Source organism: Bacillus sp. AFS012607 (assembly GCF_002558005.1).
GTDB classification, from domain to species: domain Bacteria; phylum Bacillota; class Bacilli; order Bacillales; family Bacillaceae_G; genus Bacillus_A; species Bacillus_A thuringiensis_S.
In genome coordinates this window covers 1-23,779 of sequence record NZ_NTVM01000016.1, presented here as the reverse complement: position 1 = coordinate 23,779, position 23,779 = coordinate 1, and the positions used below count along the sequence as shown (strand labels likewise).

The window sequence follows — 23,779 nt, the reverse complement described above, 5'->3', positions numbered from 1 at the left end:
ATTCATGACAAACCTCTAAAATCACTTACTATTATTACAGAAATATAACCAAAAATAATAACTGGTAAAATAGATATTTTTATATAAATTTGTTTTTATTTCACCAGTTCATAATGATGTATTCTTATTAGTATTGAAAATTAATATTTTTGTGGTTTGACAAGTATTATTATTTTTATCTCATTACTATTAATTTAAAGAAAATTATTATTTTAAAAAATGTGACAACCTTATTCGTTTCATCACATCCTAAAAACAATAGATTCCGATGGTTAAGTGGTTCAGTTTTCATTTTTAAAGAAAGAATGTAATCATTAAATTTTATTGATCACAGAACATTAATAGTATCCATATCAAAATCACCCTGTTTTATGATTTGGTAGTGTTTAAGTTAGGGGATGTACAGGTATACTTGCACCATCCCCACTTTTTTATTATATTGCTTGGATATATAAGAAGAATAATAAGACTATATATTATTTTTTGTCACATTTATTCCAAAAGAACCATTATTATATGTACAGAATTCCTAGCCGTTATTATTCCAGGGAATGATAAAATAATTTTAGTACATCAATCAGAATTTAAAAAACACTTATTTGTCTATTTTAAAAACAAATAAGTGCTAAATCACACTATAGTACTTTAGCCAACATTCTCCTTTCATCTCTGCATTTTAAATTTTTTAACAAAAAATGTATTGTTGGCTTTATTTTAAACAAAGAAACTTAGCGCGTCTTCTAATCTATTTTTTTAAAGATGCCATGAGTTAATGTTTCATAAAATCCCAGGCAAATTAAAACAAAATTCGATACACAGAATATGTCAATTGTACTAGCTACTTCATATACCTTTTAGATGTAAATACTTCCAAGAAATAGATGGGAATTTTTTTAATTATACTAGTTGCTTTACAAATTTAATTTTTAAAAGTATCTTTAAATAATTCTCTCAAGAATTTTTGCTGCTATTGCTGGTCTGTTAAACATTTTAATTCTAGTTCCTCTCAAATATTTTTTCTATTGATCAAACAGCTTCCATTCGTCTTTTTCAGTACTCTAATAATGTGATGGCCCAAAGAAGATTTTACTGGCACACTTATTTGGCTAACACCTAAATTATAAGTAGTTCTCTAAAATTTAGGACCTTTTTTTATTAAACCAGACTCAGATAACTCCTCAACCTTGTTCTTTTGAATCCTAATTCCTCAACTACAGCTTAGCAATATCTTCACCTTTCCCAGATGGAGAATCATGAAATCTTAGATTACTAACTCTTAAGACAGCATGTTTTCTTGCAATTAGATTTATCAGTCAATTTTTTTCATTTAGAATCTCTTCTAATAATTTTTGTATCCCTTGTTTTTTTGAAATTTTCGTGTTCTAAAAGATAGGTCTTTTGAAAAAAATTGAAAATTCATCATTTGCTTGAGAGTCAATTTTGTCTTTACATTTAACAAATTGAACGTTTTTTAGATTGATATTTATGTTTAAAATTTAAGTAGTTACATTTTTTAGTAATAGAAATGTTTGGGGCATGAATATGATTACTTAAGACTTAATTATTTTCGGCAGTTTTTATTTCAAAATATTATTTATATTATTGCATGTGTGTTAGTGCAGATTTTTACCAACAATATTTCTTAGAAAGGATGATTAAATTATGACACACCCTCAAGAATTTTTAAATGAAACACAAAGCACTACTTATCAATCAATAGGTGCTGGTGAAGTTTTCAAAGTGGAGAACGATGGAGTCGTTAAAGTTTTAAAAGATATGTTGTTTGATAAAGATACTCTCAAGTCAATTGCTTCATTAGGGGGAGATACATTAAAACAAGTATATAAAGACGCATATCATTCTAATGATTTTAGTGGTACTCTTAGAACTGTAGTACTAGGGGCGGTGGCACTCATTCCATATGGAGGGGCATTCATTTCCCAAATACTTGGTGCGGTATGCCCAAATAATGTAGAAGATAACCAAATGAAATATGTACAAGATCAAATTAATCATCTAGATAAAAAAATTGAAGATTTGAGTGCTGCTACCCTTAAATCACACTATGAGACTTTATTGAAAGAGTTAGAATCATTCGAAAGGTCAGTTAACAGTTTGGATACAACTGATGTTTATTATAGTACGGGTAATGTATATGAAAATCGTCGTTGGCACGCACGACATATTAACCAAAAATTTAAAGAGCTTATAAGAGATTGTAACAAAGAAATCCTGCAAGCAAAAGAACTTCCTATGTACACTACAGTTGCTACCGCTTATTTGTTATTTTTAAAGTTCATTGAAAAGAACGGGAAAGGACCTAAGATAAAATTTGATAATGCAAGCTTCAACGAAGAATTTATGCACGATATCCAGACAGCTGCTAAGGAATACAAAATTCATATAGAATACACATACAACGCTGAAGCACACCGCCTCAGAGAAGAAATGATAGCTATAGCACAAAAAGCAAGAAGTGTGACTCATGCTTATTTAACGGGGAATGAAAGTAGTTTTGATGATGCTGTGGTAAGGGCTTTGAAAAAGATGGAAGATAAATATAATGAATTGTTAAAGAATTTTATGCGTGATGGCGCTGCTTCCGTTCTTTCAGGCCAAAATACGATTATGAACAATCTCGGAAAAGATATAGATAATTATCGAAATAAATTGAATGAACAGAATAAATATTACAATAGAACATGGGGAAACCAGGCATTTAGAGTAATCGCAAGAATCGACACATGGGTACAAGAAAGTGGTAAATGGTATTATTATGATCATGATATGTTATTAGTTAATCATATCTTTTATAGTGGAGGAAAGTGGTATTACCTCAGCCCTGAAAAAACTGATAAATTAGAAAAAGGACAAATGGCAACAGGATGGCTAAGTTTGCCCTCTAATAAGATGGGCGTGGTAATGATGTTTATGTATTCAAAAAATGTGGGGGGCAAATATAGCAATGAGTTACCGAAGATAATGGAGCTAATGAAAAAATCAGCAAACACAAAATTCTGGTTATATTTTTCTCCAAATGGAGAACTTGTACACAATACTAAGAAAACTATAGGCGGGAAAGAGTACGAGTTTGATAAATATGGAATTTGCTTAAATCCATGATCATTAAGTAAATAGAAATAAAAATACCAATTAATACCATATTACCAGTAATCTAATACGAACTAGGTTTAACCTCTTAAATTTAAAAATTATTCCTTTAACATTTGTGTCACATTTAGTTTATAAGATGCAAAGTGATAAAGTAGATTTATAAAATAGAAGTAATTTTACCGAGAACGAGTTAAAAATGTAGAACAATATGCTGATATGAAGCCCATAATTGAAATGTGTTAATAAAAAAGAAATACGTACTATTGTAGCTGCATTAAATTAGGAATTAAGTGAAGTAAAGAAATACCTAAAAGACTATTCTTTGATAAATAATGAATAGTCTTTTAGGATTTTGTACAATATTTTCGTAGTTTGTTCTTTTGTCAATTTGTATGTTCTCATATATAAATCAACAGTTATTTTACTGAATTAAATCATCAATACAGATTTGTGTGCATAGGTGGAAGAACAATATTGCAGTTTAAAATAAGAACAAATTCTAAGTATTTTTCTTTTTTAATTTTGTTGATGATGCCTGATTTTCACTTTCAATAATTTTGTGCATGGAATATATCTGTCCCAAATGATAGGCTTCATGCAATAATAGCATACTTGCTAATTCGTAAAAGGTTGTATATCCCAACACAGGCTCTTTTAATGTTGCTTCAAATTTTTCAAAAGATAATTTACATATTCGATTGAGCTGATTTTTCAATGCTTTTTCCAATTCATTTATTTTCGGGGCATTTTTAGGCCAATTTAAAGGACTTGTTCCTTCGCCAAAAAATTCTATATAATTTTTTGGAATATGCATTGATTTTTCAGGGAATTCAAATATATACTGTTCTGTAATTGTTAATACATGACCAACCTGCCATTGTATTGTATTCTTAAAACAAGATGGTTGTATATGAAGTAGTTCTTTAGGTACAGAATCTACTACTTGAATAAAACAATTTCTTGTCATTTCAAATTGTTCAAGTAAAATTTTAGAAATAATAGACACCCCAATAATATTTTTTTATGAATAGTTTATTTATAGTCAAATAATTATTTGTATGTAGTTTTTCCTAATTCTAGTGTCAAAACGTTTGGAAGTCTTAAGTCGTAAAATAGCAACAATCCATATACAACACCAGCTAAACCAGTCATCAATCCCATTGGCTTTATGTTATTTTGTAATTCTAAAATATATGATGGAATAACCTTTGAAAAATAATCTTGAAGCATTACATTCCATTTTTCCTCTTGAGTGTGCTCAGCATACTTTAACATTATTAAAGCATTACCTATATCACCATGACAAAGATTTTGTTCTTTCCCAAAACCAAATTGTTTAATGTTAAATATTGCGTGATCAATGTCTATTTTTGATTGATTTATGATATAGTTATCATCTGACGATTGCAATTCTAATCTACTAAGTAATATTCCTGCAGAACCGTGACACCATGCCCCAATATCCGAACCAGGTTTGGAAGTTCTTAAATCATTCCAACGGCTTCGATATTTATTATTTACTTCAAATCGAAGCCCCTTATTAATAATATCTTTAATTTTTTTAGAATTTATATGCTTATTTAAAAGGTGCAATGCAAAAATAATCCCTGCGTTACCATGAGAAAAACCTGATAATGGTTTTTTATCTATCGTAATCCAACCCACTTCTTGTGAAGAAACTTTAATTGCTTTATTAATTATTAAATCCCCACATTTTTTTGCTAACTCTAAAATTTCAAGTTCTCTAGTTAACTCATAATATCTAATTAATACTATTAACGTCCCTGCTATGCCACTAATTACATCTAAAAAGCTATCTTTTGGTAATTTATTACGAATCATGAATACTAATTTTTTTGCATATAATGCATATACTGCTTTATCAGTAAGAGCATAGAAGTTTAAAACTGTATATAGAATAGAAGAAACACCTGTAAATGCTCCTATTGGTATATCCTTTTTTGTAGAATCTATTCGAGACATGATGTCAAAAACTATTTTTTCCGCTGTTGCTAGATAATCATTTTCTTTAGTAATCTTCCATAAAGAAAGATACATTAAGGAAATTCCTGATAGTCCATCATATAATGAATCATTCATAGAGCTTAGATGAAATTTCCCATCTATAATTGAAGTATTTATCCACGATACGTTTTGGGAATCACACCCAATTACTGCTCTCTTTTTTAAATGCTGAACTATTTCTATTGCTTTTTCTTTAAGGTACTCATTTTTTGGAACTTTATATAGCTTATCAAAAATAATTTGAGAAAAGGTAGTAGTAGTTTGTAAAGGTGTGTTTAATTTCATTGCACCTTTAATTATATCCATTTGAATTTCCAAATCATTTGTACTGAAACATTCTATTTTTTGCTTTACAAAATCATAAGGAGTTTTCGCGAAATAATTTTTGAAAGTATTTCTTTTAGAATTAATTAAATGTTTAGAAGTAATTTTATTCGAATAGTATGGGATATCACCATTTATAAGGCTTTTATATTCATCACAAGCAATTTCTTTATTGAAAATGGTTTTAGTGTTAAACAGCGCGCACATTTTTGCAAGATAAAGTTCTCTATCTATATAATTATGTAATAGGCGCGGATGAACACTTAGATTTAAAATAGAGGTATAATCTACTGTTCCTTTTAAAAGGTACCTGACCTGTAATTTCATTTTGTATTTTTCTATCAATCTTAATAATTCACTTTGGTTTTCTTTTATGTGCATATATCCCATTTTAAAACCGCACAATAAATATTTTGTATACTTATATGTCTCAATAGGTTTATCTAATAATATAGGTTTATTTTTATTTTTAGTTTCTAACTCTATGATCTTCTGTTCAATTTGCATAGTATGTGTGTTGATTTGAGGAACTTTTCTAATACTTTTAATTTTATTTGTGCTTCCAATTCCACTGATGTCAATATTATTTTCGCCTAAAGATGTTGGAAGTAATCCTACCGCATAAACTGATGTTGCAATCTTATGTTCTACAATTGATTGAGCATCATTATTTTTTTCTATTTTATAGGCATTAGGTATTTGAAATAAGCATTCTAAATCAATTAATATTGGATATTCGCCCTGTGCAATTATATTTTCAAAATGGAAATCTGTAGCGCTCAATGCATACAAAAAAGCTAGTTGAATACCTAGGCGTCTATAAAAATCTTTTAATTGTTGATAATCCGTACATTTTTTATATTCAATATATTCAAACCAACTGTAACTTTCTCTATATACTCCATTTACAAATTTCACATTATACTTTGTTCCTTTTTGATTCCATAGTTTTATCATTTCTGCATAAAAGAAATCAGGAGATGCATTTCGTGGTTTGTATATAATTATATCTTTTTCTAATACTATTTTAGTAGTTCTACGGCCATCACAATGTGTATCGCCTAACCCAAAATCAATATATTTTATATTTTGTTGTTGTTTACTTAATAATTTAATAGTAACAACCTTATAGTCTTTTTTAAAACGGTGTAGCAACTCTAAAATAAATTTTTTTAACTTTCTAATTTCATTTGAAATTATTCTTAATAAGCATGGAAAGCGATTGAAAAGTTGTATGATAAAGGTTGGATCATTTAATAATATTTGATTATAGTGTGATATTCTTTTTTTCTCAGTATTACCTTTTAAAGTCCCTTTTTCTTTTTGAAAATTATAATCTAATACTAAAGTACGGTAAGATAATTTATACATTTGTTTTTCAAATTGTTTTTGTATTTTCTCAAAAAATATTTCCTCATTAGAAATTATTATTTTTAGATTTTGGTATTTAAGCGAACTAATAATTTGTTGTTTAAGATATAAAGATATTTTAGAAAGAAATGCGGAAAATAAAATGTTAGAATTATTATTAGCATTAAAAATTTGCTCCGAAATTTCTTTTTGTATTTTTCGATAAGTATTGAGTTTATAATCCGATTTATTAATAAAATCACTGTATATTAATTTTATACTCTCAAGGGATTCGAACTGTAGGATATCTTTTACACTTTTTTCTCTTAATCCTGTATTTCTTTGATAAATATATTCGATATTTTTATCAAATTGTAGATGTTTTGAAGGCTGTTTATTTATTTTTATTCTCTCATTACTAAAAAGTATGTTGTCTAGAGGATCCATGATACTTTCTCCTTCATTCATTAATTCACTTCAATATTTATACATTGATAACTGTTTATAACATGAAAATATAATAAGAAGGACACCCTTTAGGGGTGTCCTTCTTATTATATAATTTTAATCACACTGGATTGTACATGGTGTAGAAGGACATGTATATAAATTAAACTCCTCATTTAAATTTTCAATTAATTGTGTCTCTTCGTATAAGTTTCCAGCCATTTCATATAGAATTTCTGTCATGTTTTACGCTCCCTTTTTGTAGTAATAGGATTTTTCATTTCAAACCCTAATTTTATTATAGGCATTGAGCTATTATGTGCATTTTAAAAATTAAGTTTGTAAAATTCATCTTTTGCATTGTCGAAATAAGTGGAATAAAATTGAAATTATTATGTGTCTATTGCATTTATAGTGTTTATATTTTACTTTTTTGATATAAAAAGGCTCTTTATATAATCGTAAAATTCATTGTATAGATATATCATATCTATACATAAAATATGATATTTTAAATTAATTCTCTTGTTTTACTACGATAACCATGTGCGGTTATTCAGAAATATCGTTATTTTTAATATACATAATGATTCCACATGCACAAAAAATCAATCTCAAATTTAATTTTTTCGTAGAGAGGATTGTTTGGTGACATGCTTCTTTTTATAAAATCATCTATAATTTTCTCATATATTTTTTTCAGAAACTGCATTATTTGCTTTTTAGACCTCTTTTTCTGTTATCCAATCATTTTTACCTATTTCCATGAAAATATTTAGCCATTAATCAAATTGCTTATATCCTTCTATCTCTTTTCAAGTTATTCGACTTTTTATTAAAATAAAAAATTGAACAATCCTCTCCCTTATACATGGTATAGTTTGATCCTCCATGAAAAATAAAATAAAATTAAAACAAAAAGGAGATTTTTCATGAAATACAAAGATCGAACGCAGGCAAAACGTAGATTCAAAAAAGTGTTATTTGTTTCAAGATGACATTGAAATGATATCATCAAATTCAATCAGCGATGCAGAGACACAAACGGAAAATATAAAACCTTCAGAAAAAATTTATTTACAAGAATAACTACTGAAATAAATCGCAAATCGATGAATAAATTTACGACAACTTCAATATGTGAAATTATTAAGTATGCACACGACGGCGGTCCAGATCAATTGAACAATACTGCAAGATCGATAGTCATAGCGGGTACGGATTTCATACCATATGGAGGAATATATATTTTTCAACTACTTAATGCAGTATGGCCAGAAAAAAGTGGGATTAAATCGCAGTTAAACGCACTGAATGCAAAAAACAGTCAGAATTCTGATGATAAGACCAAGAATCAACGGGGTGTTTGGCAAATGCTCTTGAGCAATCATTTAGGTGCCTTTTAGATCACACCTCAGACGATGCACACAAAGTAACAAATTTACCTCTATACACTAAGGTTGCAGTTGATCATTTAATGTTTTAAAAAAACATAAGTGATAAAGCAGTAGCTTCTAAAATGAATATTATAGAGTAGAGCTTAAAAGAATTGTATACGAAAGATGGGATTTATAAACTAGCTGATAAATATATAAAACACATATAAACAGGCTAAAGACTTATACATTGAGAAAATAAATAAGGTAACAACAGCATCAGCTGACATTTTTGAGGATTCAACTGCATTGTTTTACATTAGCGAACGCGATGGTATTGGAAACATCACGGGAAAAACCTTTAAAAAGGGCAAATTGTAACGGGCTGGGTGGATACTACTGATACTCCTGCTGAAGAGAGGTATTACCTCAGTGAACAAGACGACGTTACAAACTCCCACGAAAATTCCTTTTATGAAGGACAAGCGGTTACAGAATCTTTATACCTTGGAAATAAAGAATATCACTTTAATAATGATGGAGTGTGTAAAAATCCTTAATAACAATATGCAAGCATCATAAGTCCATATTGTAATCATATTTATTATACGCTTATTTATATCTTCGCCAACATTCCTTGATGGCATAAAATATTTCAATAATCTAAAGAGCAATCTCCCCAACCAGTGATTGCTCTTTTTTCGAATAACAAACGGGTGTTACATACTCTTGGAAGAGAGAAAAAATCGACATTTTCTTTTTCTTAAGAATCCCATCCACTCACGCCGTGGCACCTTCTATTATGTCATCCCCCATGCTTTGTTAGTAGGATTCTTTCTTATATCCTCTTGAAGTTGCATATCGTATTATATATTACAGTTAGATTAGTAGCTTAACACCTTTTCTCTCTTTAACAAGAAATAAGACACTACAAAGAGTATAGAGATCCTACACATCGTTTGCATTTTATATATTAATATCTACTTTTAATCCTTTGTAAAAATCACTCAAAAAAAGGGGGAGCGCCCCACATCCATCAACTTAAGGTTTTAGACTATTTTTGAAGTTAAAAGCACGTTACTATTTTCTTATATGAATGAGAAAGAGTGACGTGCTTTTTATGAATATGAATCAAAAACAAGAATTATCTTTATTCGCTGAAGAGTTATATCGATATATGTCTCCCGCTACACTTAATCAATTAGCTATAGAAGCAGGCGGGATGAAACGAAAACGTAAGTGCCACGGGCATTATTTTTTATCCTTGTGTGTATGGTTAAATCAACAAGTCGCTACTACCTCTCTTACTCAACTATGTAGTCAATTAGAAACTTCAACAGGAGTTTTATTAAGTCCGGAAGGACTTAATCGGCGATTTAACTCGGCTTCTGTAGCCTTTTTTCGTACTGTATTTACTACACTTCTACAAGCTAAAATTGGAGGCGTATCTAAGATTTCTCATTCTCTTTCTTCCTACTTTGAGCGTATCCGCATCCTTGATTCTACAACCTTTCAAGTTCCAGATCGATTCGCAGCTATGTATCCTGGTGCCGGAGGATGTAGTCATAAAGCTGGTGTGAAAATCCAACTAGAGTATGACTTGTTGAGTGGAGAGTTTTCTGATGTGAAAATTGAACCAGGAAAACGAAGTGATCAGGCGTATGGTGCGACTCGAACAGACATGATACAAAAGAATGAACTGTATATCCGTGACTTAGGATATTTTCGTCTACAAGACTTTAAGTCTATTCAAGACAAGCAGGGGTATTATTTATCCCGTCTTAAGTTACCAACTAAAATATATAGAAAAGAGTTCGAAACAGTCGTATTTAAAACAAAACCCCCTCAATTGAAACTAGTATATATACAAATTCATTTGGAAGACATTATGAAACAACTACAACCTGGCCAAGTTTATGAATTACACGATGTATATGTAGGGACTAAAGACAAACTGCCTACTCGTATTGTAGTTTATAGGTGTACCGAGGAACAAAAACAGAAACGCTTACGTGACCGAGCTATTCGTGAAAAGAAAAAAGGGATTACATATACAGAGCGCACGAAGCTTTTACAAGGTATCACGGTATATATGACAAACATTCCTACGGAATGGGTACCAAAAGAGAAAATCTATGACTTATATTCATTACGTTGGCAAATTGAGCTGTTATTTAAAATATGGAAATCTTGGTTTCAAATTCATCGTTGTAAATCTATTAAACAAGAGCGATTAGAATGTCATCTTTATGGGCAACTCATTAGTATTCTATTATGTTCTTCTACTATGTTTAAAATGCGAGAACTCCTATTACGTAAGAAACAGAAAGAACTAAGTGAATATAAAGCGATGTATATAATTAAGGATTATTTTTCACTTTTTTACCAAGCATTACACAAAAACACCCAAGAATTATCAAAGGTTCTCCTTCGTCTGTTTAACCTCCTACAGCACAACGGACGAAAATCTCATCGGTACGAGAAAAAGACAGTCTTTGATATTTTGGGTGTTGTTTATGAGTATACCACTTCTAATCATCAGGTAGCATAGTAAAAAATTGAAACCCGTCAGGGTTTATTTGATATGCCTCCTTTTATAAAAACTACAAAAGATAATAAAAAATTATATGAAAAAACCACATTTTGTTTGAAAATATTCCTTAAGTTGATGGATGTGGGGGAGCGCCCCATCGCTATCAAGCTAATAAAAAGAAATGCCCCTTAGAATGAAAAAATACGCTATTCTTTCTGTAGAATCATAGGAAAAGATGGCATTTTTTGTGTCTGTTCTGTGTCTGACAAATTACAACTATTTGCTCGAGAGATTCAAAGTTTTTTATCTCAAAATACCTTACGGGATCTTGCTAGAGATGTTGGTTTGGTACAACGAACCAGTAAGTATCAAGCAAAAGATTTAGTAGCTTTATGTGTATGGGTGAGCCAAAATGTAGCTATGACTTCTTTAACTCAGTTATCTAACTGTTTAGAAGCATCAACAGAAGTACTTATCAGTCCTGAGGGACTGAATCAACGATTTAATAAAGCGGTCGTCCAACTTTTACAACACCTACTAGCCGAACTACTAACCACATCTATGCCGATTTCTTCTCCATGCACTTCTGTTTTCAAGCGTATTCGTATTTTAGATTCAAATGCATTTCAACTTGAGTATGATTTGTTAAGTGGACAGTTCCTACATATTTATTCATACAGGTCCAGGTAAACAACATAATCGCACTTACGGCTCTCTGTGTGTCCCAACTGTGACAGCGAATGATTTATGTATCGGAGATTTAGGTTATTTTCATTTAAAAGACCTTCAATATATACAAGGTAAAGAGGCCTACTATATCTCTCGTATCAAGTCAAATACACGTATTTATCAAAAAAAATCCTAACCCTGATTATTTTCAAGATGGAAGAATTAAGAAAGGTACAGGGTATATACAGATAGATATGGAGACATTAATGAACTCCCTTCAACCAGGACAAACATGTGAAATAGCTGATGCTTATGTAGGAATGATTGATAAAGTGCTAGCTCGTGTAAATGTTCATCGATTAACAAAACAACAGCAACAAAAACGATTACAAAATCAAGCTATAAGAGAAAGCGACATGGCGAAGCACTCTGACATCACATGCAAAAGGCATGAGGTTGTAACGTACAGTGAACGTAGATGTAGCCTCGTTACACGCAATTCCGGTGGCTGAGACGGTCGATAACGTGCGAAAGCAACAAGAACTGACCGAAACGAGTCTGGAACAGCAGTTCTCACCGGCGGGGTATCAGCGCCGACATGGAGAGAAAGATAATGTAGAAACTGGAGAAGCCCTCGACACCCGATGAAGAAACCTCATCGAGGAGACCGTCTCTATAACCGCGATCGGGAAGTGAGAACGGTAGGTGTCAGGGGGCAGAACGGGTCCATTTCGTATGATTAGAGGAGGCAAGGGTGCCATGGCAAAAACACCCTTTACGAAGCCTATCAACAGGCGCGGAAAAAGTTTTGCTGATATATAACTAGAAGGAGTTATCCCATTCTTAACGGGTATTCAAGAGGAATTGCAAGCTGGAATATACCGACCTCAAGCCAATCGAAAAGTAGAAATCCCAAAGGCAAACGGCAAAATGCGAACTCTGCAAATTCCGTGTATACGAGATCGTGTAGTACAAGGAGCGCTAAAACTCATATTAGAAGCAATACAACATATTATTGAAAAAAATCGCGAAACATGTCCAAGACCCTCAGGTTATGCATCTTGTAAAACAGGTAATTAAGGCAACAGGAAAAATCGTTGTCCCGCAAGGCGTGCCATTTTCTCCACTAGCCGCGAACATTTACCTCAATGAAGTGGATTGGATATTTGATGCTATTCGACGTAAAACAGCTGAGGGCAATTACGAAGCTGTAAACTATCACCGTTTTTCCGACTCGACTGTAAGCGGACACTCCAGTAAAAGTGGATGGGCTGAACTGGCATTACGACGACTGTGGGAACAGTTAAACCCTTTGGGAGTTGAACTGAATCTGGAGAAGACTCAGATGGTGAATGTCCTAAAAGGAGAAGTCTTCGTTTTCATGATCCCGAAGAATCCAGCTCGCACGACAGTAAAAGCAAAATTCGCACACTGTTAACGAGAAGGAAACGACGACGAAAGCGTAGCATCGGATGGCAAAGATGGAGTAACGAATATCTCTATGGTGTACTAGGGCTTTACTGGGACTGGAAAGTACAGAAAGTTTTCGATGGAAGTTTCTGCTATTTGATAGGTCTCATAACCCTTTTGATGAAGTTTATGGGGTGAGCTGCTTGAGGGAAAACCTCACGAGCAGTTCTTATGGGGAGAGACTGGAAACGGGTCACAATGATACTGCTCCAGTCTTTTACCCGACAAATTTTATTTAAAACGTGGAAGTCATTCTTTCAAATTCATCATTGTAAAAAGATAAAACAAGAGCTTAGTGAGTATAAAGCCATATATATGATTAAAGACTATTTTCTTCTTCTATTCCAAACTATTCAAAACATACTAAGATTAGTAGTGCAGACCAAGGCATTGGTTCGCACTACTATTTTTTTTATAGTAGAAGTGAAGAGAAGGTCGTGGGTGTTTTTGGATCCTGAATCCGTATACAAAACTGACCTTCTTCACTTACCTTATTTGAATCAGTTTTTAGTATATTGGTCTTCGAGATCGTATATAAGAAATGCGAATCGATAAGTTGAAGTTGAAGACTTCAATTCCACCTGAGGAGGAGCTATATGAAACACGTTATTGCATTTGATGTCAGTATGGGTAAAAGTTATATGGTAATTTAATTTGCTGGTATTGATATACGCCGGTTTCAATCAGGTAAAACCTTTTTTAAAGATAAAATCAATAAACGTGGAAATAAACATTTGCGGAAGCTCCTTTTCCACATCATCCAGAACATGATTAAACAACGACGTTACGGACAAAATCATATTGTTGAGTATTACGATAAATTAAAAACGCACCTTATAATAAGTGGCATAAAGTTGCGTCCATTGCATGTGTAAATAAATTATTGAAGCTTCTCTTCTATCTCATTACACATAATATGCACTATGATTATCGGATAACCGTCTGAAACCATAGTGTCATCCATCATACCATACCTTCCCCCTAGTAAAAAAGAACCGATCCCTGTACGGTAAGGAACCGGTTCACATATCCTTCTTTTATTCACTCGATGTGTATTTTGATTATTTTATAATGGAAACTCGAAGTACATCTTGGGTATTTAGGTCTTTTGTTAATTCTGTTACTACTTTTTCAAATTCAAATTCAGATTTAGTTTGTTTTTCCTCGGTATCTTGGTCAACAGGTCTTTTATTGTCTCTAGAGGTTTTATTCAACTCCACAATAGCCATAGATATCTCTGGGACAGAAATCTTAGCAAATGTAGAAGAAGGTACAATCACTATCATTTCATCAAATTTACTTCGCTGCCTCCAACCACCCAACCATGTATCACTGTCATAATTTACGTGTACTTTGGTACCATTCAAGACTAAAGTTTTTATATCTTTATTTTTTTTATTAGCAAATAAAATTGATTCATCTTTTCCGCTAGCGGGGAAAGAACGCAGTGGGGCGCTACTCATGATACCGTCATTATTATCTCTTTTTCTTAAAATATCTCTATCCATCACTCTTTTTGCGGTTTCTTTATCCATAACAAATACTTGCTTACCTTCACTTTCTACTTGTTTCGCTTTATATAAAGTTGCTGATTTTATATCTTTTTTATGCTCACCTTCTATTTTTTTAATGCTTGCTGTTCACCTAGTAATATCAGCCCATTCAATGTTTCTGGTTCTTTCTTCCCTCCAAACAGTGAACATGCACCCAGCATAGAAATCACAAGCATTCCAATTCCACATATAGATAGTATTTTGTTCATCATTCTTGCTCCAGTTCTCCTTTTATTTTACATATATAAAATCTTTGAATACAGTTGTCGTAAATATCCCCGTCGAACCATAAAGAAATATAGTATTTGAATCCCAATAAAGCCTACAAGTACTAAAATAGATGTGTTCCAAATAGAGAATTTAAGTAACTGCTGTAAAGCTAGAAACGCTACGCTACTATGAATTACTGCTACGAGTATTGGGAGAAAGAACATCAGCGTTAGCTGTCTTGTGACAATCTGTTTTAATTCTTTTTTACTTAATCCCACTTTTGCAATCATTTCGTATTGTTTTTGGTCTCTTTCTAAATCTGCATACAAGCGGAAGTATAATAAACTGGCTGCAAAGGTAAAGAATACAATTCCAACCAATAAGCTGGTAATTAATAAAATTCCGTTTGCTTGTTTAAACATATGCGAGTCGGTATACAAGGACTGGAATGTGTATTTCGGATCTTTCTGCTCTTTTTCCGTAAATTTCGCATTTAATTTGTTTGCAACATCCTTTGTTTCTGTCCAATCTTCTACAAAAAATCCATAATGTTTTGTAGTAGGCAGGACGTTCCTACTTGGAATAGCGTCATACATAGAATCTGAAACAACAAGAGTAACTCCCTCTCTATTTGGTACAACAAGATAGGGAACAGCTTTTTTCACTTTAAATGAACGATCCGTGTCCCCCTGTAAGACGTCTATTTCGGAAGGTATCCCTACTCTTTTTTGATATTTATCTCGTTCTGAATTGGTTCCAGGGACTAAGATGGTTTCGTTTTCATTTTGTAACATTTCTGTTTGGTATCCCAATGCTTTTGCTAGTGAATTATATTCACTAAGTTTTATAATTGTATGCCTTGTTGATTTGGGGTTTGTTACATCGATTTCACTAAGTTTTGGAGTTACATTACCCACTCGATAAGACATTCCTGCCTTTGTAAGTTGCCTTTTTATTTCTTCAATATGCTCTTCTTCTTGCGCATTTTCTCCCCTTGAATCATAGATAAATGCAAATGGTGGCTGTTGCATTGTTATTAACGCTGAATTTCCCATTGACAAACAAGTCCCAATTCCTGTAAAAGATACAGCGGAAATAACCGCAAGCATAAAGAACATCGTGGCATTATCTTTCATACGATACGCCAATTCAGAAATGGTGAGAAGGTTCGTTTTCTTAAAAAATAGGCGCTCATTCTTCTTTAACCTACCTAAGACATACACACTCAGTTGAGAAAATAAATAATAGGTTCCAATCACGGTGCAAGCTACTCCGAGAACCAACAGTAGGGGATAAAACCCAATTGTTAATGTTTTCACAAAATCAAATACACACCCATACCCTGCCCCAATGAAGAGAAGGGAAAACAATGCTCGTATCCAAGATGCTTTTGGTTCTGGTTTTGGCTTTTCCTCTGATTTCATTAATTCAATTAATTGGTTGATTTTTACCATTTTAGAAGTAAATAACGAAATAAATAGGAATAAAATCAAGAATGCACCAGCTGTCGTCCCAATTGCTTTAATCGGTATATAAAAAGGAAGCCCATTCTCAACTGCTAATAGATTGGCACTAAGTAATAAAATCAGCTTTGAAAAAATCAGTCCCATCAGAATGCCAAAAAGAATGGCCGCTGCCCCAATTACCATATTTTCTAAGAATATCAATGTATTTAACTGCGACGGAGACATCCCATGCATCATGAGGATCCCAAATTCCTTTTTTCTTGTCTTTAAAAAAGAACTGACAGAATATAAAAGAAAGAAAAAAGAAAAAAGGAAAATGAGGGACTGAGAAATTTGCATTCCGACTGTTCCGAGCACAGCCATTGTTTTACTTCCGGAAGCTAATTCTCCTTGTAAATTCGGATGAAATAATAACAAAGCATACGTAAAGAAAATCATAATGGAAAATGTACTGCTGAGAAAATGTGCAGCATAGGCTCGCTTGCTACGCATGACGTTGTTAAACGCGAATTGTCGAAAATTCATCCTTACGTCCTCCTAATAAAGCAAGTACATCCATAATTTTCTGATAGAATATTTGGCGGTTTTCACCGCAGTACAATTCATTATATAGCTTGCCATCTTTAATAAATACGACACGGTCACAATAACTCGCAGCCATTGGATCATGTGTAACCAGCATCATGGTTGCCTCTTGTTCCTTATTTAATTGTTGTAATAATGCCATGACATCCCCAGCCGATTTGGAATCTAGGTTCCCTGTTGGCTCATCTGCCAGTACGAGTTGCGGTTTATGAATAAGTGCGCGTGCAATGGCTGTTCTTTGTGCTTGTCCACCTGATATTTCATACGTTCGTTTATTTAATATGCTTTGAATCCCTAATTTGTCTGCGATATGTTCCACAAGCTTATTCATCCGTTTGACATCTATACCATCTAATGTCAAAGGAAGAACAATGTTCTCCTTTACAGTCAACGTGTTCAACAGGTTGAAGGACTGGAATACAAATCCTAATTGACGTCTTCGAAATTCTGCAAGGTTGTTAGCTGATAAACGATGCGGATTCTCACCATTAATTAACACCTCTCCAGATGTGGGAGAATCAATGGTAGAAACCATATTCAGTAATGTCGTTTTTCCGCTACCAGACGGTCCCATAATCCCTACAAACTCTCCTTTCGTTATGTTTAAGTTAATATTAGAAAGTGCTTCATACGATATCTTTCCTGTATAAATCTTACTCAGTTCGTGAACTTTTAATATTTCCATCTCGTTTGTCTCCTTTTTATTCTTTCTATATCACTAAGTATAACGAGGAAAATCTATTTCTCCTATCGATTTCCCTTACAACTCTCTAACAATATCGTAAGAATACTGAAAATTCCAACTTAATTAGATTCATACGTTGCAGACGGGAAAATAATCCGGACCTTTGTTCCTTTTTCTATTTCAGATTCTATTTCAATTTTGTGACTCAACCTTTCTGTAATATTTTTCACAAGATATAATCCTATGCCCGTAGATTCTTTGAATTTCCTTCCATTTTCCCCTGTATAAAATGGAAGGAAGACTCTTGGAAGATCTTCTTTTGAAATGCCTACGCCATAATCTTGTATTTCCAAAACAACCGATTTATCTGTTTTCCAAACAGCAATTGTAATGTTCGTTCTACTTCCAGCAGAATATTTAATCGCATTAGACAGAATTTGATTGGCAATAAATCTGAGCCATTTTATATCCGTTTCGACGATGTAATCTTGTGCGATTTTCACTTTTGGATATACATAATTTCTGATAAAGAACCGTTTGTTTTCATAAATCACCTCTTGAGCTAGTGTGTTTAATGATACTCTTTCCACATGAAAATCATGTTCAAAAGTCTCTAATCGGGCCATGTGTAGTACCATTTCTAACCCATACTTCATACGATCTATTTCTTCCGCTATACTTTCAAACGTTTCTCCATGCTCTTCTTGTGTAATTAATTCCACTACAGATACAGGCGTTTTCATTTGATGTACCCATTGATTCATAAATATCAAATGCTCCTTTTGTTTATGCTCCCATACCTTTAATCGACTTTGATATTGCTTATATTTCGCTTCTAATACATGTCTAAAAGCTATGGATATAGGCGTATCATCCATCTTTTGTATCGATTCCTGCAAAGTTCGAGAAGGATGAGACAACATATTGTAATATCTACGATGGCTATAATAACGGTACATTAAATACCCAATTAAAAAACAAATCCCTAAAAATACACTATATAAAGCCGTTAACAAATGATTGTATCCATCCAACCAATACACCATGAGAATGGCAATGAGTTGCATGATTATCATGACAATCAAAGGTATGTGCTCACGTAAAAATAACTTCATTATAGCGCCCCATCGTTATCCCAGTTTATTTTTAGACGATATCCAGCCCCTCGAACTGTATCCAGTGCATCTTTAATTCCGAGTTCTTCTAATTTTTTTCGAACACGTGTAACATTTACACGTAGTGTATTATCATCTACATACGTATACTTATCCCAAACTTTTTCTAACATTTTCTCCCGACTGACAATGTTAGGACACCCTTGTAGGAGAACTTCTATTAATAGCGCTTCGTTTTTCGTCAGTATACTCGTCCTATCTTTTAGTTTTAATTCCAATTTTTCTGGATACAATTGTAATCCAGATTGTTGTATGACTCGCTCTTTTACTTTTGGGGCATATTCACCGTAAATCCGCCGAAGATGGCTTTTAATCTTGGCCATTACGACCTCATAATGAAACGGCTTCGTAATATAATTATCTGCCCCATGTTCTAATGCCATAACTTGCTCCATTTCCCCCTGACGTGCGGATATAAAAAGGATTGGACAAGTAGCTATCATTCGAATCTGACGGCACCAATAAAATCCATCAAAATAAGGTAAATTTATATCTAATAGAACGAGATCCGGCTGAATATCTTTGAATAAGTCCAAGACATGTTCAAAATCTTTTGTAATAACCCCCTTATATCCGTAGTTATTAATATAAGATTGAAGTAATTCTGAAATTTTTATATCATCTTCCACTATCATAATTTTTTGCATATACTCGTTTCCTTTCCTTTTAAAATAATATTATTTAAGCTCAATAATGAATTCCCTGAAAGAACGTTAGATTTTTATCCTCATGTTGTTATAGTTCCCTCAAAAATAGTATTCATTATCCTCTCAAAATCCTTTCTCAACAACTGAAATGCCTTTTTCTTAGCATACAGAGAATAGTTCCTTTTTCATATTGATTAACGTGACAAAAACCTAACATCTTCGTCATATTTCTGAAAATTACGACATGTACCAATGTAAACTTCATGGTTTACAGAAAGTGATATGTTTATGGACAAAGTACAAATGATAATTGAATCAGAGTTCTTTCCTGTGTTAGTTAATGTATTTGATATAATGTTATTATCATAGATGAGGGACTCATTACGAATGAATTATTACATTGTTCTTACTGTGGCGCACTCTCGAAGCGAGTTCATTCTCGATATCAAAGAAGGTTTCAGGATTTACCTATCATAGAAAAAATCTTATGAAAAGTGAAAAACAGAGAAATAACGAGCGTTAAATTTATGGAACTATTAGGACTTAAGAAAAAATACTTTTTATAAGCTACTAAAAGAATATGAAGCGAACAAATTACAACCTAAATATAGCATATCAGCCGAATATCCCTTAGAGTGAACTGTACCCTATAAAATGGACAGTTTAATAAAAAAGCCCTGAAAAATCAAGCACTTAAAAGGTGGTTCCGATATTCTAGTCTTACCCCTGTCAAGTAGACAGTAATAGCTTAGGTATCTTTTCATTAAGCATCATTAGTTCCAAATTCAATAGGACTAAGGTTGTTTAATCTTTTTTGAAATCTTTTGTTATTGTAATAGCTCATATATCTTTTAGTTGCCTTAAAATGACTAAAAAAACTCTCTATACATGCATTATCGTAACAATTACCCTTCCTAGACATACTCACAGTTATTTTGTGCTTTTTAAGTAATTGGTTATATTTTTTTGACTTATTCTGATAACCGCGGTCGCTATGTAATACTGTTTCGTGGACTTTTCTTTTTCTAAAAGCTTTATTAACTGTGTCTGTAACTAATTTTAAATTGTTGTATTCGCTCATGTTAAAGGTAAGATAGGTTATATCTGTAACCCATTTTTCTTTCGAATCTTAGCTTTTATCCCCATTTTCCTCATTAAACGATATACTCTTTTATGATTTACCTGTAAACCATAATACTTTTTGAGCTATATACAAATTCTTCTGTAACCATAGCTACTATTTATAGCTGGATCCCGTTCGCATTCTACTATTTTAGAAATGATAAATTGGTCCTCTTACATCTTTTCAGAGGGATCGTTGATTCTTTTTTCCCACTTATAATATCCACTTCTTGAAACAGCTGCAATTTCACAAAGCAACACAATTGAAAAGTTTTGTTTTAAGGTATGAATGACCTCGCATTCTACTGATTTACTTTTTTTGACCTCATCTTCTTTTTCGTAGCTAATAGCTTTTTTAAGTATGCATCTTCTGCTTCTAATCGCTGTATTCTAGCATCTTGACTTATTTTGTTTGTTTAGATCTTCCACGTTTTTCTTGTAGGCCCAAAATTCTCTCATTTTTATATTTTTTAATCCATCTATCTATAACTGAATATGTAACTCCTAATTCCTTTCCAATTAATTTACTTCCAATTCCTCTATGTAAGTACAATTCAATAGCTTTCATTTTAAAATCGATGGAAAAAGTTCTTCTGATTTTTCCCATAAAAAATTCCCTCCATAATAAACAGTAAAGTAACTTTCTTTCAACTGTCTACTATAAGGGGATCATATCATTCGATCGGAGCCACCTTTTTTAATGTCCACTGATAACGATTATAATTATACTCCTCCATATAATCCCATATGTTGAGCTCAAGAGGTTCAAAGGTTTGACAATCTTTGTAATCTAATTTATCTTTCATATGACAAAAAAAGGATTCCATTGGTGCATTGTCTAAACAATTGCCCCTACGAGACATAGATTGTTTGATTCTCATTTCACTTACACGTTTCTGAAATTCAGGGTGTGTATAATGAATACCTTGGTCTGAATGTAGAAGTGCTTCAGGATGGATGACTTCTACTAATCTCTCTTTCAAGTTATCTAATGTTTGATAGACGATATCCATTTGTAAAGAAGAGGAGACATGATAGGCTAAAATCTCTCGTGCTGTGCTGTCTTTTACACATGATAAATAAGCCTTCTTTCCTTTTCCATAAAATAAATAGGTAGTATCAGTTAACATACTTTTTTAGGCTCTTCTTGATTGAATTGGCGTTTTAAAAGGTTCGGACATGTTTTATGTTTCTATGTCGCTTTTGCGATGTGTTTATAAGGATTCTCTCGGCGAATCTTTGTCACAAGATTATATTTACGCATAATACGGTAAATACGTTTACGATTTATACAAATTCCTTTTGTCTTTTCCAACACCATGAGCCACGCATAGTATCCACTTCGACTTACCCCAGCCAGTGTACAAAGGTAACGTACCATACGTGGGAATTGGAATCGACGTATGGTTTGTTCAATCAGTGTGTATGTTTCTCGTGTTGTTAACGCTTCTTCTCTAACGCCTGCCGTTCGAGTTCATCTAACTTTTTTGGGAATGTCAATTCCGCTTCTAAAAACGCAATACGCGCTTCCGCTTTCTTTAATTTTTCATCAGAAGAGAGAGGTTTTCCGAAGGGCGTCCCGTACTTCATTTCCCGCGGCGTTCTGTATAAAAACCTTCTTCAACAATCACAGCTAAGTCAAACCCATTCTCTAAAAAGATTTGGCTAGGACCTTTTCCTTGTTAATTTTCTTTTACCGGTCTTACTTTGAAATCTGAACAATAGCTAATCGAACGTTCCGACGCTTTTAATACATTTTTATTTTTTTGAATTTCATTAAAAATAATTTTACTTATTCTCCGTACTTCATTTCTATCATTGTTTCCATATGCTCATCAAGCTAACACTTTGAAGTGCCCCAAAACGAAAATTTTCTCCTTTCTTAGGTATCCATGAGAATTTAGTCCATTTTTTCGTTTTGGGGCACATTTAATTTCTTAAGTTGATAACGAGGGGGCATTATCCCTTGTAAATTATCGCTATCCTTCAATCGCCTCTTTGTAGAATTAGAAATTATTTTTTACTCTAATAAAATAACATGTTCTAAATCATACAAATTTGCTTTTGGTTTGGCATAAATGATTTGAGTAAGACCATATTCATCTGACTCTTGATCGACAACTTCTGCTACTTCAAGACCAGATATTATTTTCGTACTTAAATTAGATGTTACAAATTTATCACCTTTTTTAATTTTTTCAGCCTTATCTTTTGGTATTTTTTCAATTTTAAGAACTTTCTTCTGCTCATCATATCCTGTAACAAACCCTAGGATTGAACGATCAGTTAGCAATGTTACTGCTAAACGATTCGTTCTTTCATCTTTAGACACCAAATTTACAATAGAGGTATACTGCTCTACACTTTCTACCTTCCCAATAAAACCGTCTGTTGTAATTACAGCCATATCACGTTTCACACCATTTTGTACCCCTTTATCAATAGCAACCCTATCATACCATTTGTCCAACATACGATTTATTACAGTAGCATGCATAAATTTATACGTTGCTTGTTCTTTTAATTCTTTACTCTTATTATATAGTTTTTCTAAATTCTCTTTATCGTTTTTTAGCATATAAATTTGTGCTTTCATTACTTCATACTGCTGAAGACTCTTTTTTAACAGTCTATTCTCTTCATATATTTGATAAGTTTCTTCAATATTTTCAGCGATATTTTTTATACACTTATTATGCATAAAAAAATACACTACAATTGAAATAGCCGCCATAAATAGAAAAAGCCACACTACTTTACGATTTAAAATTCTCCTTAACATCATAATTATTCCTTTCTTGTAGAATCAATATAAATTTTAAAAGGAAGAATTAAAGAATATATTTAGATTTAATAATTTTTATATAAGTATTATTAAAATTTTCTTCCCTATAAGGGGTCACCATACATGCCCATCAACTTAAAATTTTGAAGTATCCCCCCAAATGAAAAAATTGCACTGTTAAAGGTAGGGTAAGTACCCAGCGCCTTATCATATTTCTATGATAGGTTTCCATGTACTCCCCCC

General features: G+C 32.5%; 14 protein-coding genes and 7 pseudogenes. 7 read left to right on the top strand and 14 right to left on the bottom strand.

Features of this window, described 5'->3' with window-relative positions; genetic code table 11:
• Positions 1–1,662 precede the first annotated feature (1,662 nt).
• On the top strand, positions 1,663–3,123 hold the full coding sequence (locus CN409_RS20250; RefSeq protein WP_097981477.1) for an insecticidal delta-endotoxin Cry8Ea1 family protein: 1,461 nt from the start codon (positions 1,663–1,665) through the stop codon (positions 3,121–3,123).
• Positions 3,124–3,613: 490 nt separating this feature from the next.
• Here CN409_RS20250 and CN409_RS20245 read toward each other — a convergent pair whose 3' ends face one another.
• From CN409_RS20245 to CN409_RS32565, 3 genes are all read right to left on the bottom strand, one after another.
• Entirely contained in the window at positions 3,614–4,120 is a 507-nt protein-coding gene (locus CN409_RS20245; protein WP_052508618.1) for a DinB family protein, read from the bottom strand.
• Positions 4,121–4,164: 44 nt separating this feature from the next.
• The gene (locus tag CN409_RS20240; protein ID WP_044306839.1) at positions 4,165–7,260 is read right to left on the bottom strand and encodes a type 2 lanthipeptide synthetase LanM family protein; all 3,096 of its coding nucleotides are present in this window, start codon (positions 7,258–7,260) and stop codon (positions 4,165–4,167) included.
• A 117-nt stretch (positions 7,261–7,377) separates the two neighbouring features.
• Positions 7,378–7,503 (bottom strand): hypothetical protein, encoded by a 126-nt coding sequence (locus CN409_RS32565; protein ID WP_255260090.1) that lies wholly within the window; start codon positions 7,501–7,503, stop codon positions 7,378–7,380.
• Between the two features lie 2,253 nt (positions 7,504–9,756).
• Between CN409_RS32565 and CN409_RS20230 the strand changes: the two genes are divergently transcribed.
• The 5 genes and pseudogenes from CN409_RS20230 to CN409_RS20205 form a co-directional block, all read left to right on the top strand.
• A complete protein-coding gene (locus tag CN409_RS20230) occupies positions 9,757–11,187 on the top strand; it encodes an IS4 family transposase (protein ID WP_141527719.1) in 1,431 nt (476 codons plus the stop codon).
• A gap of 222 nt (positions 11,188–11,409) precedes the next feature.
• Positions 11,410–12,248 (top strand): annotated as a pseudogene (locus CN409_RS20225) (transposase); the annotation flags it as partial.
• 349 nt (positions 12,249–12,597) lie between these two features.
• Positions 12,598–13,446, top strand: a pseudogene (locus CN409_RS20215) (reverse transcriptase domain-containing protein).
• A gap of 87 nt (positions 13,447–13,533) precedes the next feature.
• Positions 13,534–13,863: pseudogene (locus CN409_RS20210) on the top strand (hypothetical protein); the annotation flags it as partial.
• 98 nt (positions 13,864–13,961) lie between these two features.
• Positions 13,962–14,254: pseudogene (locus CN409_RS20205) on the top strand (transposase); the annotation flags it as partial.
• Positions 14,255–14,369: 115 nt separating this feature from the next.
• On the opposite strand, the gene CN409_RS20200 reads toward CN409_RS20205, so the two are convergent.
• The 6 genes from CN409_RS20200 to CN409_RS20180 all read right to left on the bottom strand — a co-directional run bounded on the left by CN409_RS20200 (position 14,370) and on the right by CN409_RS20180 (position 19,629).
• Positions 14,370–14,906 (bottom strand): lipoprotein BA_5634 family protein, encoded by a 537-nt coding sequence (locus CN409_RS20200; RefSeq protein ID WP_240518650.1) that lies wholly within the window; start codon positions 14,904–14,906, stop codon positions 14,370–14,372.
• Positions 14,907–14,926: 20 nt separating this feature from the next.
• A complete protein-coding gene (locus CN409_RS31935) occupies positions 14,927–15,070 on the bottom strand; it encodes a hypothetical protein (RefSeq protein ID WP_170955793.1) in 144 nt (47 codons plus the stop codon).
• Positions 15,071–15,097: 27 nt separating this feature from the next.
• Positions 15,098–17,062 carry an FtsX-like permease family protein gene (locus CN409_RS20195; RefSeq protein ID WP_097981473.1) on the bottom strand — a complete coding sequence of 655 codons (1,965 nt, stop codon included), beginning with the start codon at positions 17,060–17,062 and terminating at the stop codon, positions 15,098–15,100.
• On the bottom strand, positions 17,037–17,807 hold the full coding sequence (locus CN409_RS20190; protein WP_044306606.1) for an ABC transporter ATP-binding protein: 771 nt from the start codon (positions 17,805–17,807) through the stop codon (positions 17,037–17,039). The genes CN409_RS20195 and CN409_RS20190 overlap by 26 nt, the downstream gene beginning before the upstream one ends.
• Positions 17,808–17,926: 119 nt before the next feature.
• Entirely contained in the window at positions 17,927–18,922 is a 996-nt protein-coding gene (locus tag CN409_RS20185) for a sensor histidine kinase (protein WP_044306605.1), read from the bottom strand.
• Positions 18,922–19,629: a response regulator transcription factor gene (locus CN409_RS20180; protein WP_044306604.1), complete on the bottom strand. Its 708-nt coding sequence runs from the start codon at positions 19,627–19,629 to the stop codon at positions 18,922–18,924. Before CN409_RS20180 ends, CN409_RS20185 begins: the two co-directional genes overlap by 1 nt.
• A gap of 359 nt (positions 19,630–19,988) precedes the next feature.
• On the opposite strand from CN409_RS20180, the gene CN409_RS32845 reads away from it, so the two are divergent.
• Positions 19,989–20,120, top strand: coding sequence for a transposase family protein (locus tag CN409_RS32845; protein ID WP_368665671.1), 132 nt, complete (start codon positions 19,989–19,991; stop codon positions 20,118–20,120).
• A 272-nt stretch (positions 20,121–20,392) separates the two neighbouring features.
• Here the strand turns inward: CN409_RS32845 and CN409_RS32840 are convergent, their stop codons facing one another.
• The 5 genes and pseudogenes from CN409_RS32840 to mreC all read right to left on the bottom strand — a co-directional run bounded on the left by CN409_RS32840 (position 20,393) and on the right by mreC (position 23,533).
• Positions 20,393–20,710, bottom strand: a complete 318-nt coding sequence (locus CN409_RS32840) for a DDE-type integrase/transposase/recombinase (RefSeq protein WP_097981471.1) — start codon at positions 20,708–20,710, stop codon at positions 20,393–20,395.
• A 17-nt stretch (positions 20,711–20,727) separates the two neighbouring features.
• Positions 20,728–20,823 (bottom strand): annotated as a pseudogene (locus tag CN409_RS32835) (IS3 family transposase); the annotation flags it as partial.
• Between the two features lie 230 nt (positions 20,824–21,053).
• A pseudogene (locus CN409_RS20160) lies at positions 21,054–21,358 on the bottom strand (transposase).
• 67 nt (positions 21,359–21,425) lie between these two features.
• A pseudogene (locus tag CN409_RS20155) lies at positions 21,426–22,547 on the bottom strand (IS3 family transposase).
• Positions 22,548–22,771: 224 nt separating this feature from the next.
• Positions 22,772–23,533 (bottom strand): rod shape-determining protein MreC, encoded by a 762-nt coding sequence (gene mreC / locus CN409_RS20150; protein ID WP_097981470.1) that lies wholly within the window; start codon positions 23,531–23,533, stop codon positions 22,772–22,774.
• Between the last annotated feature and the right edge of the window lie 246 nt (positions 23,534–23,779).

Coding starts and splice junctions, on each gene's coding strand:
- CN409_RS20180 (WP_044306604.1), bottom strand. CDS start 19,629: ATGCAAAAAATTATGATAGTGGAAGATGATATAAAAATTTCAGAATTA.
- CN409_RS20185 (WP_044306605.1), bottom strand. CDS start 18,922: ATGAAGTTATTTTTACGTGAGCACATACCTTTGATTGTCATGATAATC.
- CN409_RS20195 (WP_097981473.1), bottom strand. CDS start 17,062: ATGAATTTTCGACAATTCGCGTTTAACAACGTCATGCGTAGCAAGCGA.
- CN409_RS20190 (WP_044306606.1), bottom strand. CDS start 17,807: ATGGAAATATTAAAAGTTCACGAACTGAGTAAGATTTATACAGGAAAG.
- CN409_RS31935 (WP_170955793.1), bottom strand. CDS start 15,070: ATGAACAAAATACTATCTATATGTGGAATTGGAATGCTTGTGATTTCT.
- CN409_RS20240 (WP_044306839.1), bottom strand. CDS start 7,260: ATGGATCCTCTAGACAACATACTTTTTAGTAATGAGAGAATAAAAATA.
- CN409_RS20230 (WP_141527719.1), top strand. CDS start 9,757: ATGAATATGAATCAAAAACAAGAATTATCTTTATTCGCTGAAGAGTTA.
- CN409_RS20250 (WP_097981477.1), top strand. CDS start 1,663: ATGACACACCCTCAAGAATTTTTAAATGAAACACAAAGCACTACTTAT.
- CN409_RS32565 (WP_255260090.1), bottom strand. CDS start 7,503: ATGACAGAAATTCTATATGAAATGGCTGGAAACTTATACGAAGAGACA.
- mreC (WP_097981470.1), bottom strand. CDS start 23,533: ATGTTAAGGAGAATTTTAAATCGTAAAGTAGTGTGGCTTTTTCTATTT.
- CN409_RS32840 (WP_097981471.1), bottom strand. CDS start 20,710: ATGAGCGAATACAACAATTTAAAATTAGTTACAGACACAGTTAATAAA.